The 14,793-nt window shown below is 74.1% G+C and carries 15 protein-coding genes; 9 read left to right on the top strand and 6 right to left on the bottom strand.

Features of this window, described 5'->3' with window-relative positions; all coding sequences use genetic code 11:
- Window positions 1–8 precede the first annotated feature (8 nt).
- Window positions 9–686, bottom strand: coding sequence for a pirin family protein (locus H0S66_RS07020; protein ID WP_179614754.1), 678 nt, complete (start codon window positions 684–686; stop codon window positions 9–11).
- Between the two features lie 16 nt (window positions 687–702).
- On the opposite strand from H0S66_RS07020, the gene H0S66_RS07015 reads away from it, so the two are divergent.
- From H0S66_RS07015 to H0S66_RS07005, 3 genes are read left to right on the top strand one after another with little or no spacing between them, the layout of a single operon-like run.
- Window positions 703–2,049, top strand: a complete 1,347-nt coding sequence (locus H0S66_RS07015; protein ID WP_179614753.1) for a GH1 family beta-glucosidase — start codon at window positions 703–705, stop codon at window positions 2,047–2,049.
- Between the two features lie 28 nt (window positions 2,050–2,077).
- Entirely contained in the window at window positions 2,078–3,151 is a 1,074-nt protein-coding gene (locus H0S66_RS07010) for a sulfotransferase family protein (RefSeq protein WP_179614752.1), read from the top strand.
- Complete coding sequence (locus tag H0S66_RS07005) at window positions 3,148–4,074, top strand: glycosyltransferase family protein (RefSeq protein ID WP_179614751.1); 927 nt, start codon at window positions 3,148–3,150, stop codon at window positions 4,072–4,074. Before H0S66_RS07010 ends, H0S66_RS07005 begins: the two co-directional genes overlap by 4 nt.
- A 168-nt stretch (window positions 4,075–4,242) precedes the next feature.
- On the opposite strand, the gene H0S66_RS07000 is transcribed toward H0S66_RS07005, so the two are convergent.
- Genes H0S66_RS07000 through H0S66_RS06980 form a run of 5 tightly spaced genes read right to left on the bottom strand, consistent with a single transcriptional unit; the run spans window position 4,243 to window position 9,193 of the window.
- The gene (locus H0S66_RS07000; protein ID WP_179614750.1) at window positions 4,243–5,397 is read right to left on the bottom strand and encodes a MalY/PatB family protein; all 1,155 of its coding nucleotides are present in this window, start codon (window positions 5,395–5,397) and stop codon (window positions 4,243–4,245) included.
- Window positions 5,394–5,843 (bottom strand): HIT family protein, encoded by a 450-nt coding sequence (locus tag H0S66_RS06995; RefSeq protein WP_179614749.1) that lies wholly within the window; start codon window positions 5,841–5,843, stop codon window positions 5,394–5,396. The genes H0S66_RS07000 and H0S66_RS06995 overlap by 4 nt, the downstream gene beginning before the upstream one ends.
- 20 nt (window positions 5,844–5,863) lie before the next feature.
- Window positions 5,864–6,580, bottom strand: coding sequence for a hypothetical protein (locus H0S66_RS06990; protein WP_179614748.1), 717 nt, complete (start codon window positions 6,578–6,580; stop codon window positions 5,864–5,866).
- Between the two features lie 25 nt (window positions 6,581–6,605).
- On the bottom strand, window positions 6,606–8,666 hold the full coding sequence (locus H0S66_RS06985; protein ID WP_179614747.1) for an NADPH-dependent 2,4-dienoyl-CoA reductase: 2,061 nt from the start codon (window positions 8,664–8,666) through the stop codon (window positions 6,606–6,608).
- Window positions 8,663–9,193 (bottom strand): PadR family transcriptional regulator, encoded by a 531-nt coding sequence (locus tag H0S66_RS06980; protein ID WP_179614746.1) that lies wholly within the window; start codon window positions 9,191–9,193, stop codon window positions 8,663–8,665. The genes H0S66_RS06985 and H0S66_RS06980 overlap by 4 nt, the downstream gene beginning before the upstream one ends.
- A gap of 62 nt (window positions 9,194–9,255) precedes the next feature.
- Here H0S66_RS06980 and H0S66_RS06975 point away from each other — a divergent pair, with 62 nt between their 5' ends.
- The 6 genes from H0S66_RS06975 (at window position 9,256) to H0S66_RS06950 (ending at window position 14,745) form a co-directional block, all read left to right on the top strand.
- Complete coding sequence (locus tag H0S66_RS06975) at window positions 9,256–10,158, top strand: ABC transporter substrate-binding protein (RefSeq protein WP_179614745.1); 903 nt, start codon at window positions 9,256–9,258, stop codon at window positions 10,156–10,158.
- Entirely contained in the window at window positions 10,158–11,018 is an 861-nt protein-coding gene (locus H0S66_RS06970; protein WP_179614744.1) for an amino acid ABC transporter permease, read from the top strand. The genes H0S66_RS06975 and H0S66_RS06970 overlap by 1 nt, the downstream gene beginning before the upstream one ends.
- Window positions 11,015–11,785: an amino acid ABC transporter ATP-binding protein gene (locus tag H0S66_RS06965; RefSeq protein ID WP_276529362.1), complete on the top strand. Its 771-nt coding sequence runs from the start codon at window positions 11,015–11,017 to the stop codon at window positions 11,783–11,785. Before H0S66_RS06970 ends, H0S66_RS06965 begins: the two co-directional genes overlap by 4 nt.
- Before the next feature lie 84 nt (window positions 11,786–11,869).
- Window positions 11,870–12,685, top strand: coding sequence for a glycerophosphodiester phosphodiesterase (locus H0S66_RS06960; protein ID WP_179614743.1), 816 nt, complete (start codon window positions 11,870–11,872; stop codon window positions 12,683–12,685).
- A 142-nt stretch (window positions 12,686–12,827) separates the two neighbouring features.
- Complete coding sequence (locus H0S66_RS06955) at window positions 12,828–13,988, top strand: CaiB/BaiF CoA transferase family protein (RefSeq protein ID WP_179614742.1); 1,161 nt, start codon at window positions 12,828–12,830, stop codon at window positions 13,986–13,988.
- Between the two features lie 10 nt (window positions 13,989–13,998).
- The gene (locus H0S66_RS06950) at window positions 13,999–14,745 is read left to right on the top strand and encodes a glutamine amidotransferase (protein ID WP_179614741.1); all 747 of its coding nucleotides are present in this window, start codon (window positions 13,999–14,001) and stop codon (window positions 14,743–14,745) included.
- Window positions 14,746–14,793 lie beyond the last annotated feature (48 nt).

The raw sequence follows: 14,793 nt of genomic DNA, 5'->3' as shown, positions 1-14,793 counted from the left end.
GGCCCGCGTCAGCTCGCGAAGGTCCACACCAGCATCTGGGTGTCGACCGCCGCGACGACCGGGTGGGCCGGCTCGTCGGTGAAGCAGAAGGCGTCACCGGCCGCGAGCGGCTCGGCGAGCGAGGAGCGCAGCAGCGCCCCCCGGGTCAGGTAGGCGTGCAGCCGGGGGGCGGCCGGCAGGGACAGCGCGTCGCCGGCCTCGAGCTGGGCCACCTGCAGGGTCGCCCCGGCGACCCCCACCGCCAGCGGCGCGGGCACCAGGCCGGTCATGGCGGGGTCCACGGGCGCGACGGCGTACGACGGCGCGGTGCCGGTCTCGTCGGGGCGCAGCCAGGTCTGCACGAACCGGGTCGGCCCGGCGCCGGGCACGGCGGTCTCGGCGTGGCGCACCCCGCTGCCGGCGGACAGCACGGCCAGCGACCCGGCCGGCACGACCTCCTCGCGACCGTCGGCGTCGACGTGGCGCACCGCGCCGGAGACGACCCAGGTTACGATCTCCAGGTCGCTGTGCGCGTGCTCCTCGAAGCCCTCGCCGCCGCTGACCAGGTGGTCGTCGTGGCACACGATCGGCCCGAAGGAGAGCCGGTCGGGGTCGTAGTGCTCCCCGAACGAGAAGGAGTGCCGGGTCAGTCGCCCCGGCACCCGGGTCACGAAGCGGGCGGTTCCCCGACGGATCTCCACGGTCACAGGCATCATTGTGCCGGTGACAGGTTCCTTCCCCGTGCTGCCCCCGGGCTTCCGCCTGGGCACCGCCTCGTCGGCGTACCAGACCGAGGGAAGCACCGACGTGGACGGCCGGGGGCCCTCGGTCTGGGACACCTTCACCAGCCTCCCGGGCACGGTGCTCGACGCCAGCAGCGGCGAGCCGGCCTGCGACTCCTACCGGCGCTACCGCGACGACGTCGACCTGATGGCCCGGCTCGGGGTCGGTGGGCACCGCTTCTCCATCTCCTGGTCGCGGGTGCTGCCGAGCGGGCGGGGGGCGGTCAACGCCGCCGGGCTCGACTTCTACGACCGGCTGGTCGACGAGATGCTCGCCCGGGGCGTCGCGCCGATGGCCGCGCTCTACCACTGGGACCTGCCCCAGGCCCTCGAGGACGACGGCGGCTGGCTCAACCGGGACACCGTCGAGGCGTTCGCCGAGTACGCCGGCGTGGTCGGCGAGCGACTCGCCGACCGGGTCGAGCACTGGATCCCCGTGGTCGAGCCCAACGTGGCCACCGTGATGGGCCACGCCACCGGCATGCACGCCCCCGGGCGCGAGATGGGCTTCGACTCGCTGCCGGTGGCCCACCACCTGCTGCTGGCCCACGGTCGCGCGGTCGTCGAGCTGCGCGCCGCCGGCGCCTCCTCGGTCGGGTGCGCCAACAACCACGCCCCGATGTGGCCGGTCAGCGACGACCCGGCCGACGTGGGCGCCACCAAGCTCTTCGACGCGCTGTGGAACGGGCTCTTCCTCGAGCCGATGCTGCTGGGGCGCTACCCCGTCGACCTCGAGATGCTCGTCGAGGAGGCGGTGCGCCCCGGCGACCTCGCCACGATCCGCCAGCCCCTCGACTTCTACGGCGTCAACTACTACAGCCCCATCAAGATCGGCGCGGCGCCCGAGGAGTCGCCGATCCCCTTCGAGGTCTGCGAGCTGGTCGGCTACCCGGTCACCGATATCGGCTGGCCGGTGGTGCCCGACGCGCTGCGCGAGTGGCTGATCACCCTGCGTGCCCGCTACCGGGCGGCGCTGCCGCCGCTGGTGGTCACCGAGTCGGGGGCGGCGTACTCGACGCCGCCCGACGAGGGCGGCGCCGTCGACGACCAGGAGCGCATCGCCTACCTCGACGCGCACCTGCGCGCGGTCGCGCAGGCCTGCCAGCGCGGCGTCGACGTGCGCGGCTACTACGTGTGGTCGCTGCTCGACAGCTTCGAGTGGGTGCACGGCCTCACGCAGCGCTACGGGCTGGTCCACGTCGACCACGGGACCGGGGCGCGCACCCCCAAGGCCTCCTTCGACTGGTACGCCGCGGTCATCGCCGCGCAGACCCGGTCGGTCGGCTGAACCCGCCGACCTCGTTAGTCTGAGGCCCATGGTCGACGCGCCCACCCCCTCGGAACCCCCCGCCCAGCTCGTCGACCCCGCCCCGCCGGAGCGTCGAGTCGTCTTCGTCGTCGGGTCGGGTCGCAGCGGCACCAGCAGCATGGCCGGCGCCCTGCAGACGCTCGGGATGACGGTGCCGGCGCCGGAGGTCGCGGCCGACGACACCAACCCCAAGGGGTTCGCGGAGTCGCAGTGGGTGGTGGACTTCCACGACGAGCTCCTCGAGCGCACCAACGTCTCGATGGCCGACGCGCGGCCCTCGGCGTGGTTCGACACCGGGCGGCTCAACAACTTCGAGCCGCTGCGCACCCGCCTGCACACCTGGCTCGAGGAGCAGCTCGTCGCGGGCGGCCCCGAGCTGGTGGTCAAGGACCCGCGCCTGGCCTGGTTCCTGGGCGTGTGGCGCTCGGCGGCGATGCGCGCCGAGGCCGAGGCCGGCTACGTCACGATGCTGCGTCCGGTCACCGAGGTCGTCGGCTCCAAGCAGCGCGTCTACGACGCCCGCACCAGCGAGGTCCACCGCACCGCCGCCTGGGTCAACATGATGCTGCACGTCGAGCGCAGCACCCGCGGCTCGGCCCGCGCCTTCGTGCGCTACCACGACCTGCTCGACGACTGGACCGTCCCGGTCTTCGGCCTCGGGCAGCGCTTCGACCTCGACGCGGTGAAGTCGGCCTCGGCCAACGACATCCGCAAGGTCCACCAGTTCATCGATCCTTCGCTGCGCCGCGTCTCGCTGACCTGGGACGACATCGAGGTGCCCCGGCGGCTGCGCGACATCGCCCAGGCGACCTGGGAGGCGCTCGACCAGCTGCCCGACGAGGGCGGCGACACCCCCGAGGTCCAGGCGACCCTCGACGAGCTGCGGGCGGCGTACGCCGACATGTACGACGAGGCGGAGGCCCTGACCCGCTCCACCGCCGACGCGGCGCGCCGCGAGGGGGCGCGGGCCCAGCCCGGGGCGCCCAGCGCGGTGGACAAGGTGCCGCACTCGGTGCGCGCGATGGTGCCGCCCTCGGTGCGCCGGGGGCTGCGCAAGGTCGCGGGGCGGGAGCGCGGATGAGCCCGGTGCGCGGCGCCGACATCGCCTGCCTCGAGGGCGACCCGGCCTACGACGTGCGCTGGCCCTGGAAGGACGGGGCGCTGTCTCCCGGGCTGACCTGCGTCTTCCGGCTCAAGAACGAGGCGCACAACCTGCCCTGGGTGCTGCCGCCGATGCTGGAGGCGGTCCAGCACGTCGTCATCGTCGACAACCTCTCCGACGACGGCACCCCCGAGGTGGCCCAGGAGGTGGCCAACGAGTGCGGGGCCGGTGACCGGATCACCGTGACGTCTTATCCCCACCGCGTCTCCCGGGCCGGCAGCGAGCACCTGGCCACCCGGCCCGACTCGGTGCACTCGCTCACGCACTTCTACAACTGGTCCTTCTCCCACGTGCGCACCGCCTACTCGATGAAGTGGGACGGCGACATGGTGCTGACCCGCGAGGGCGTGAGCATCCTGCGCGACCTGTCCTGGCAGCTCGAGGACTCCAACGCCATCGTCGCGGTGCCGCGCCACCCGCTGTCGGTGGAGAGCGAGCAGGTCGCCTGGCTCGACCTGGGCTTCCGGTTCCTCGAGCCGTGGATCTACCCGATGGGCCCGGAGTTCACGTTCGTGAAGGCCTTCGAGTGGGAGGTGCGCGAGTTCCCCGAGTCGACCACCCGGCTCGTGGCCCCCGAGGGCCTGTGCGTGGAGCTGAAGTGGCTCGACCGCGACGAGTTCGCGCACTGGAGCGACATGGACTTCGACACCTCCCGCGCCCCCCGCAAGCGCCGCGAGTGGCAGGTCTACTCCGCGCTGCGCGACGGCCGCGGCCACGAGGTCCCCGGCCTGCACCGCATCGAGTCGCCCCCCGGCGTGCACGTCGTCGACCACGTCACCCGCACCTGGCTCCCCCGCGCCGAGCGCCCCCTCGTGCGCCGCAAGGGCCGCCTCGAGGTCTGACCCCCCGCCGGCCGAGCGGTCACTTCTGAACCACCGAGCAGTCAGGTTTGCACCCTCGACCGGTCGCTTCCGCATAGTCCATCGGAGCGCTGAGCGCGACGGCGTACTCCGAGGCCGGCGCGGTGCGGCGTACGCCGAGCCGGCTCGTCCGAACCGGCCGGCTCGCGCTCAGGTCAGGGCGGCGGCGAGCCGCTCCACGATCTGCACCAGCCGCTTCTCGGAGGTGGCGATGTTGAGGCGGGCGTGGCCGTCGAGGCCGGGGTGGTAGTCGTGGCCGGGGGCCAGGCGCACCCCGTGCTCGAGGGCGGCGCCGGCCGGGTCGGCGACGCCGTAGGCGCGCAGGTCGAGCCAGGCCAGGTACGTCGCCTCGAGCGGTCGCAGCCGCGCCTTCGGCAGGTGCTGGGCGACCAGGTCGCGCAGGTCCTCGGCGTTGACCCGCAGTCGGGAGCGCAGCGCGTGCAGCCACAGGTCGCTGTCGCGCCAGGCGGCGGCGCCGGCGACCATGCCGAGGCCGGAGTGGCCGTGGTTGGCCGCGATCGGCACTGCGCGCAGCCGAGCGGTCTCCTCGGGGTCGGTCAGCACGACCTGCGCGGCGTGCAGCCCGGGGGTGCCGAACGTCTTGGAGGCGCTGGTGACCAGCACCGCCCCGGGGTCGACCGACAGGTAGGGCACGAACCGGTCCTGGCCGGGCAGCACCAGCGGCGCGTGCACCTCGTCGACCAGCACCCGGGCTCCGTGGGCGGCCACCAGGTCGCGCAGCGCCTCGAGCTCGGCCCGGCGCGCGACCCGGCCCAGGGGGTTGTGCGGGTGGCAGAGCAGCACGGTGCGGGCGCCGGCCTCGAGGTGCCGCTCCACGGCGGCCAGGTCGAGGGCCCCCGCGTCGGGGTCGTCGTGGTCGAGGTCGGGGTCGTGCTCGACGTACGCCGCCTCGCGCCCGGCCAGCGCGACCACGTCGCGGAACGGCGGGTAGCAGGGCAGCGGCACGACGACCGGGCCCGGCGGGCAGAGCTCGTCGAGGGCCAGGCGCAGCCCGGCGACCACGTCGCCGACGGGGGTGGAGGAGTCGGGGGCCACGTCCCAGCCCCAGTGCCGCTCGGCGAAGCCGCGGAAGGCGGCGTCGAGGTCGGCGGGCTGGGCGGTGCCGGGGAAGGCGGAGTAGCCGAGCATCCCGCGGCCGACGGCGGCGGTCAGCGCCGCGGTGATCGCCGGCGCCGGCGCGAAGTCCATCTCGGCCACCCAGGCCGGGATGGTGCCCTCGGGCACCGCGCCCCACTTCAGCGGCAGCGCGGCGCGGGCCTCGGAGTCGGTGAGGTCGCGGATCACCCGTCGGCCCCGCCCTGCAGCCGCCGGCCGGTGGCGGCGATCCGGTCGGGGTCGCCGGGGGAGGGCAGCCAGGGCAGCGACAGCCCGTCGCGCTCGGGGTCGCCGGCGTAGCGGGGCACGACGTGCAGGTGGAAGTGGAAGACGCTCTGCCAGGCGGCCTCGCCGGTGCAGTTGAGCAGGTTGACCCCGTCGGCGCCGAGCACGTCGAGCTGGCGCCGGGCCAGCCGCTGCGCGGTCAGCGCGCAGGCCGCGAGGTCCTCGGGCGTGATGTCGGTCAGGTCGACCGCGTGGGCGCGCGGCACGACGAGCAGGTGCCCGTCGGTGGCGGGGTTGATGTCCATGAAGGACACCGTCCGCTCGTCCTCGTCGACCCTCGTCGAGGGGATGGTGCCCGCCACGATCGCGCAGAACAGGCAGCTGTCGTCTCGGTTGACCTCACCAGGCATGCCCCGACCCTAGCCAGGCCTCAGACGAAGGTGCCGCCGAGCACCGTGCCGCCGCCCAGGACGAGCAGCAGCACGAACGCCCAGCCGCCGCCCAGGCGGCGCGCCCCGGGCGCGGGGGCGGCCAGGCCGCTCGGTCCGCCGAGGAGCAGGAAGGCCAGCAGGCCCAGCGGGGGCAGCGTCCAGAGCAGCCAGAACCACGCCCATCGGGTCGCCCGCCAGGGGCCGGGTGTCGCGGCGAGCACCGCCAGCGTGCCGGCCGTGGCGACCAGGAACGTCCAGGAGAGCCAGACCGGCACCGGGATCCCCCACACGCTGAGCCCCGAGGGGGCGAAGTCCCGGTGCTCGACCTCGACCCCCGGCTGCAGCTCGCGCAGCCGGTCGGCGACCGGAGCCGCGACCACGGTGGTGCCCCTGGCCCGGCGTACGTCGGCCCCATCGCGAGCCGGCGCCCGCTCCTCGACGCTGGCGCGGCGCAGGAGCCACCCCTCGCGCCACTCGAGCCGGACCGTGGCCCGGCCGCGGACGCCCACCGTCAGCCCACCCACGACGGCGACCTCGGTGACCGTCCCGTCGCGCAGGGCGCGCTCCAGGTCGTCGTAGGTGCTGCTGCGCGCGCCGGTGAGGACGGCGGCGGCGCTGACCGCCAGCCACAGCACCACCAGCGCCCACGCCACCACGCGCACGGCCGGCCGGGCCGTGGCCGGGGTCGCAGGACCGACGGTGGTGCCCGAGCTCACGGGCCCACCGTAGGTCTTCGGCCGCTCAGAGGGCGGCGGCTACGCGGGTGCCCTGCTCGATGGCGCGCTTGGCGTCGAGCTCGGCGGCCACGTCGGCCCCGCCGACCAGGTGCAGGCCGGGGTGGGTCTCGGCGGCGGTCAGGTCGTCGAAGAGTGAGCGCACCGACTCCTGCCCGGCGCACAGCACGACGTGGTCGACGACCAGCTCGCGCGGCTCGCCCTCGACGGTGACGTGCAGGACGACGGCGTCGTCGCGACCCTCGATCCGCTCGTACGTCGCCCCCGCGACCTGCATGACGCCCGACTGCTTGAGCACGGCGCGGTGCGCCCAGCCCGAGGTCTTGCCGAGGTCCTTGCCGATCATCGAGGTCTTGCGCTGCAGCAGCGTCACCTCGCGGAACGGCTCGCGCGGCTTGCGCTCGGTCAGGCCGCCGCGGTGCAGGCTCGGGTCGCCGACGCCCCAGTGCGCCATCCACTCCTCGACGCCGGCCTGCTCGTCGGGGCCGGGGGAGGAGGGGTCGTGGACCAGCCAGTGGCTGACGTCGACGCCGATGCCGCCGGCGCCGATCACCGCGACCCGCTTGCCGGGCACCACCCGGCCCGAGAGCACGTCGGCGTACGAGACGACCCGCGGGTCGTCGCCGCCGGGGATCACCGGCAGCCGGGGCTCGACGCCGGTGCTGACCACGACCTCGTCGAAGCCGGCCAGGTCGGCGGCGGTGGCGCGGGTGGAGAGCCGGACGTCGACCCCGAGGACCACCAGGCGTCGGGTGTAGTAGCGCAGCGTCTCGGCGAAGTCCTCCTTGCCGGGCACCGCCATCGCCAGGCGGAACTGGCCGCCGAGGTCGGGCTGGGCCTCGAAGAGGGTCACCGCCAGGCCGCGCTCGGCCGCGGAGACCGCGGTGGCCAGGCCCGCCGGGCCGGCGCCGACGACGGCGACCGAGCGGCGTGCGCGCGTGGGGGCCAGCACCAGCGTGGTCTCGCGGCAGGCGCGCGGGTTGACCAGGCAGGAGGCGGTCTTGTTGGAGAAGGTGTGGTCGAGGCAGGCCTGGTTGCAGGCGATGCAGGTGTTGATCTCGTCGCCGCGACCGGCGGCGGCCTTGTTGACGAAGTCGGGGTCGGCCAGCAGCGGGCGCGCCATCGAGACCAGGTCGGCGCCGCCCTCGGCGAGGATCGACTCGGCCAGCTCGGGGGTGTTGATCCGGTTGGAGGCGCACACCGGCACCGACACCTCGGCCTTGAGCCGCGCGGTCACCGAGCGCCACGCCGCCGGCGGGACCTGGGTGATGATCGTGGGGATGCGGGCCTCGTGCCAGCCGATGCCGGTGTTGAGGACGCTGACGCCGGCCTCGGTGAGCCGGTGCGCCAGGGTCACGACCTCGTCCCAGCTCTGGCCGCCCTCGACGAGGTCGAGCAGCGAGATCCGGTACATGATCGGCAGGTCGTCGCCGACCAGGTCGCGGGTGCGGCGCACCACCTCGAGCGGGAAGCGCATCCGCTTCTCGGCGCTGCCGCCCCACGCGTCGTCGCGCTGGTTGGTGCGCTCGGCGAGGAACTGGTTGATCAGGTAGCCCTCGGAGCCCATGATCTCGACCGCGTCGTAGCCGCCCTTGACGGCCAGCGCGACCGTCCTCGCGAACGCGGTCGCGGTGCGGTCGACCTGGCGCGCCGACATCGCCGAGGGCTTGAACGGCGTGATCGGGCTCTTGGTGTCGGAGGCCGAGTGGATGAACGGGTGGTAGCCGTAGCGGCCCGCGTGCAGCACCTGCAGCGCGATCGCGCCGCCCTCGGCGTGCACCGCGTCGGTGACCTGGCGGTGCCGCATCGCCTGCAGGCGGGTGGTCAGCTCGGAGGCGAACGGCTTGAGCCAGCCGCGCTTGGTCGGCGCGTAGCCGCCGGTGACGATGAGGCCGACGCCGCCCCGCGCGCGCTCCGCGGCGTACGCCGCCAGCTTGGGCACGTCCCAGGGGGTGTCCTCGAGCCCGGTGTGCATCGAGCCCATCACCACGCGGTTGCGCAGCGTCAGCGACCCGAGCCGCAGCGGCTCCATCAGGTGGGGGTAGGGGCCGGTCGAGTGGGTGCTCATGCGTGTGCCTCCAGGTACTCGGTGAGCCAGGTGACCCAGGTCTGCTCGGTCAGGACCCCGCCGCGCAGGACGAGGTACTGGTCGAGCTCGAGGTCGCTCAGGGTGGTGGGGTCGGGGTAGTCGCGGGCGGTCAGCTGCTCGTAGTGCGCCAGGCGGGCGCGGTGCTCGGCGAGGTCGGCGCGCACGACGTCGAGCACGGCGGCGCGGTCGCCGAAGGAGGCCCCACGCATCTTCACCGCCAGCTCCGAGCGCAGCGGGTGGGGCGTGGTGGGGGTGGCCAGCCACTCGGCGAGGGCCTGCTCACCGGTGGCGGAGACCTCGTAGACCTTCTTGTCGGGCCGGCCGGTCTGCTCGACGGTCGTGGCGTGCACCCAGCCGTCGCCCTCCATGCGGCCCAGCACCCGGTAGATCTGCTGGTGGGTGGCCGGCCAGAAGTAGCCGATCGAGCGGCCGAAGCGCCGGGTGAGCTCGAGACCGGAGGCCGGCTGCTCGCGCAGGGCGACCAGCAGGGCGTGCTCGAGGGCCATGGACGTATCGTGCCCGACCTATGCAACGAGTTGCAAGCCCCGGTTCGTCCTACGATTCCCCCATGCTGCGCCGGTCTGCGGTCGTCCCCGCCCTCGCCTCCCTGCCCCTGCTGCTCGGTGCGGTCGCCTGCGCGCCCGCCGACGAGGAGCCCACCGCGACCGACCCGGGCGCCTCGGCCTCGCCCGACGAGGACGCCGCCGACGTCGACCCGGCCGGCTGCGTCACCGACGACATGCTGCTCGAGGACGGCACCCTCACCGTCGGCACCGACAGCCCGGCGTACGAGCCGTGGTTCGCCGACAACGACCCGACCAACGGCGAGGGCTACGAGTCGGCCGTGGCGTACGCCGTCGCGGAGCGCCTGGGCTTCTCCGAGGACGAGGTCACCTGGGTGCGGGTGCCCTTCAACACCTCCTACGCGCCGGGCGCCAAGGACTTCGACTTCGACATCAACCAGATCTCGATCACCCCGAAGCGCGCCGAGGTCGTCGACTTCTCGCAGGGCTACTACCAGGCCGCGCAGGCCGTGGTGGCGCTCGAGGGCACCGCCGGCGCCGAGGCCACCAGCCTCGAGGACCTCGCCGACCTGCGCCTGGGCGCCCAGACCGGCACCACCTCGCTCACCGCGATCCGCGACGTCATCCAGCCCGAGGTCGACCCGGCGGTCTTCGAGGACACCAACTCCGCCAAGCAGGCGCTCGCCAACGACCAGGTCGACGCGGTGCTGGCCGACCTGCCGACCGCCTTCTACATCTCCGCCGTCGAGATCCCCGGCAGCACCATCGTGGGCCAGTTCCAGCCCGAGAGCGGGGAGCAGGAGGAGTTCGGGATGCTCTTCGAGAAGGGCAACCCGCTGGTGACCTGCGTCGACGCCGCGCTCGCGGCCATGGAGGCCGACGGCGAGCTCGCCGACATCGAGCAGGAGTGGCTCTCCGACGTCGTCGGCGTGCCCGAGCTGCAGTAGTGCCGACCGGTTCCGGGGCCTGGCACCCCAGCGAGCGCGAGCTCGCCCGGCGCGCCGAGCGCCGTCGCCTGCGGGTGCGCCGCACGGGCACCGCCGGCCTCTCCACCGTCCTGGTCTTCGCCCTCCTCGGCCTCGCCCTGGTGCTCTCGCCGGGCTGGGAGCGGGTGCAGGGGACGTTCTTCTCCTGGTCCGCCGCCCGGGACTCGTTCCCGCTGGTGCTCGAGGCCTTCTGGCTCAACGTGCGGATCTTCCTGGTCGCCGAGCCGGCCATCCTCGTGCTGGCGCTGCTGGTCGCGATCATGCGCGGCACCCGCTCGGCGTGGCTCGCGCCGGCACGCATCGTGGCGGTCGCGTTCACCGACGTGATGCGCGGCATCCCCACCCTGCTGCTGGTGGTGCTGCTCGGCTTCGGCGTGCCAGCCCTGGAGCTGCAGGGCGTCACCAACGACCGGCTGGTGTGGGCGACGGTCGCGCTGATCCTGTCGTACTCCGCCTACGTCGCCGAGGTCTTCCGCGCCGGCATCGAGTCGATCCACCCCTCCCAGCTGGCCAGCGCCCGGGCGCTGGGGCTGGGCCCGGTGCGCACCCTGCGCCACGTGGTGGTGCCGCAGGCGGTGCGTCGCGTCGTGCCGCCGCTGCTCAACGACTTCATCTCGCTGCAGAAGGACACCGCCCTGGTCTCGCTCGTCGGCGTCTACGACGGCGTCTTCGCCGCCCGCGACTACGCCTCCTACAACTTCAACTACACCTCGCTGGTCGTCGTCGCGCTCTTCTTCATCGTGCTGACCGTGCCGCTGGCCCGCTTCACCGACTGGCTGCAGCGCCGGGTCGCCGAGCGCGAGCGGGCGGGGGTCCTGTGAGCGCGCCGCTGATCGAGGTCACCGGCCTGCGCAAGACGTACGGCGACCGGGTCGTCCTCGACGACGTCGACCTGCGCGTCGAGCCCGGCGACGTGGTGTGCCTGATCGGCTCGTCCGGGTCGGGCAAGTCGACGCTGCTGCGCTGCCTCAACCTGCTCGAGGAGATCCACGACGGGGTCATCACCTTCGAGGGCCGCGAGATCTCCGACCCGCGGGTCGACCCGCTGCAGGTGCGGCGCCGGATGGGGATGGTCTTCCAGGCCTACAACCTCTTCCCGCACCTGACGGTCCTCGAGAACTGCACGCTCGCCCCGCGCCACGCCCACGGCCTGGGCCGTCGAGCCGCCCGCGAGCGGGCCCGCGAGCTGCTCGACCGCTTCGGGCTGGCCGAGCACGCCGACAAGCACCCCGACCGGCTCTCGGGCGGGCAGCAGCAGCGCGCCGCCGTCGTACGCGCGCTGTGCACGCAGCCGACGCTGCTGCTGCTCGACGAGGTCACCGCCGCGCTCGACCCCGAGCTGGTCGGCGACGTGCTGGGCATCGTGCGCGACCTCGCGGCCGCCGGCACCACCATGGTGCTGGCCACCCACGAGATGGCCTTCGCCCGCGACGTCGCCACCCAGGTCGCCTTCCTCGACGGCGGTCGCATCCTCGAGCTGGGCCCCCCGCAGCAGGTCTTCGCGGCGCCCCGCGAGGAACGCACCCGCGCTTTCCTGCGCCGAGTCCTCGATCCCGGGACAAAGGGGCCGGGTACGGCGATCGGCTGACGCCGCGCCCTCGGGGCTGGTGGGATCGGACGGCGCCCGCTCGGGCGCCGTGACGAAGGGCGTGCGGGGGACATGGGGCGACGGATGGTGCGCGCCCTCGTGGCGCTGGGTGCGGGAGCGGTCCTGGCGGGCGTCCCGGGCGTCCCGGGTGGGGCGGTCGCGGCCGAGCCGGGCGACTACGCGGCGGTCGCGCACCGGGGCGCGCCGACCAGCTCGGTCACCGAGAACACCGTCCCGGCGCTGCGTCGGGCGGTGCGCACCGGCGCCGACGCGGTGGAGCTCGACGTCTCGCTGACCGCCGACGAGCGCTTCTTCCTCATGCACGACGCCACCCTCGACCGCACCACCACCTGCCGCGGCCCGGTCGTGGCCCGACCGCTGGCGTGGCTGCGCTCGCACTGCCGGGGGGCGCGGGGCGCGGAGCGGCTGCCGTCGCTGGCCGCGGCCCTGCGCTACCTCGCGGGCACCGACATCAAGCTGGTCCTGGAGATCAAGCGGTACCCCGACGCGGAGTGGAGCGCCGAGTCCCTGACCCGGGTCCGCGACGCGGTCGCCCGGGCCGGGATGCTCGAGCGCACCCTGCTGCTGTGCTTCCACGCCCCGACCCTGGAGCTCGCCGAGCAGACGGTGCCGGACGTCGAGACCCAGTGGGTGGTCACGTCCTGGAAGGCGCAGGTGCTCCAGGCGCGCCGCGACCCGACCGAGTGGGTCGACGGCGTCAACGTGTGGACCCGGCAGCTGACCCGCCACCGGGTGCAGGCGCTGCGCGAGGCCGGCCTGCTGGTGCTCGGTCGCCACACCGTGTCGCCCCGCGACTGGGCGCGGCTGCGGCGCTACGGCGTCGACGGCGTGATGACCGACGACGTCCCCGGCTACCTGGCCTGGGCCCGCCGGCGCTGAGCCGGCCCGCGGGAGTTTCATCGGGCACCCGATGGAGCTCTCGCCGGGACCATGAAGGTTCATGGTCCCGGCACCAGGTTCATCGGGTACCCGATGAAACTCCCCCTGGCACCGTGACAGCGATGCTGTCAGGATGCCTGCCATGAGCATCGAGCTGGGCAAGGGAACAGGTCCGCTGGCGGGCATCAAGGTCGTCGAGATCGCGGGGATCGGGCCGGGTCCGCACGCCTGCATGATCCTGGCCGACCTCGGCGCCGACGTGATCCGGGTCGAGCGCCCCGGCGGGCAGATGCTCACCGGCGGCAGCCACGACCTGCTCAACCGCGGGCGGCCCAGCGTCGCGCTCGACCTCAAGCAGCCCGAGGCCGTGGCCACGGTGCTCGACCTCGTCGAGGGCGCCGACGTGCTCGTCGAGGGGATGCGACCCGGCGTGCTCGAGCGGCTCGGCCTGGGCCCGGAGCAGTGCCACGAGCGCAACCCCGCGCTGGTGTACGGCCGGATGACCGGCTGGGGCCAGAGCGGACCGCTGGCCACCGCGGCCGGCCACGACATGAACTACATCGCCATCACCGGTGCGCTCCACGGGCTGGGCCAGGACAAGGCCCGCCCGCACTTCCCCGGCAACCTCGTCGGCGACTTCGGCGGCGGGTCGACGTACCTGGTCATCGGCATCCTCGCCGCGCTGCTCGAGGCCAGGGTCTCGGGCCGCGGCCAGGTCGTGGACGCCGCCATCGTCGACGGCACCGCCCACCTCAACGCGATGGGCGCGGCCTTCCTGGCCTCCGGCACGTTCACGGAGGAGCGCGCCGCCAACCTGCTCGACGGCGGCGCCCCGTTCTACGACGTCTACGAGACCTCCGACGGCGAGCACATGAGCGTCGGGGCGCTGGAGCCGCAGTTCTTCGCCGAGCTGGTGCGCCTGCTGGGCCTGGAGGACCGGTGCCCGGGCCAGCTCGAGATGGAGCGCTACCCCGAGATGCGGGCCCTGCTCGCCGAGACCTTCGCCCAGCGCACCCAGGCCGAGTGGGTCGAGCTCTTCGAGGGCACCGACGCCTGCGTGGCCGGCATCGTGCCGCTCAGCCGCGCCGTCGACCACCCCCACCTCAGCGCCCGCGAGACGTTCGTGACCAAGGACGGCATCGTCCAGCCGCAGCCGGCGCCCCGCTTCTCGCGCACCCCCGCGACCCTCGACCTGCCCCCGGCGCCGCGGGCCGGCGCGCACACCCGCGAGGCGCTGGCCGCCTGGGGCGTCGCCGACGTCGAGGGGCTGCTCGAGCGCGGGGTGGCGGTGCAGGCCGACTAGTCTGCGGGACGTGCGGCCTTTCCTCTTCCTCGGCACGCGCGCGGAGGACGACGCCGCCGACGGCGAGTACGACGCCCTGCTGCGCTGCGCCGGTCTCGACGAGCGCGACCTGCGCCGGGTGCGGCTCGAGCGGGCCCCGCTCGACGAGGCGCTGGGCGGCCCCGTCGACCCGGCCGACTGGTCGGGCATCGTCCTGGGCGGCAGCCCGTTCAACCTCTCCGACCCGGCCGAGGCCAAGACCGCGACCCAGCACCGGGTCGAGGCCGAGCTGCGCTCGCTCGCGCTGCGCGTGATCGGCGCGGACTCGCCGTTCCTGGGGGCCTGCTACGGCATCGGCACGCTCGGCTCGCTGCGCGGCGGGCTGGTCGACCGCACGTACGGCGAGGGGGTGGGCGCGGTCGACGTACGCCTGAGCGAGGCGGGGGTGGCCGACCCGCTGCTCGGGGTGCTGCCGCAGCGCTTCGACGCGTTCGTGGGGCACAAGGAGGCCGTCACCCGGCTGCCCGAGGGGGCGGTGCGGCTGGCCGGGTCGGCGACCTGCCCGGTGCAGGCGTTCCGGATCGGGCGGCACGTCTACGCCACCCAGTTCCACCCCGAGCTCGACGTCGAGGGCCTGGTGCACCGCCTGACGATCTACCGCGACCACGGCTACACCGCGCCCGGCGGGCTCGACGACGCGCTGGCCGCGGCCCGGGCGGCGAAGGTCAGCGAGCCGCCGCGCCTGCTGGCCCGCTTCGTCGAGCTGTACGCCCGCTGACCGTGCGCACGTCCTCTTGCTGAACATCTGTCAATAAGGCTCGATCTC

The organism is Nocardioides marinisabuli (genome assembly GCF_013466785.1).
Lineage (GTDB): Bacteria > Actinomycetota > Actinomycetes > Propionibacteriales > Nocardioidaceae > Nocardioides > Nocardioides marinisabuli.
Note: the sequence above shows the minus strand (reverse complement) of the source record. Positions and strands in the feature narration are given on the sequence as shown.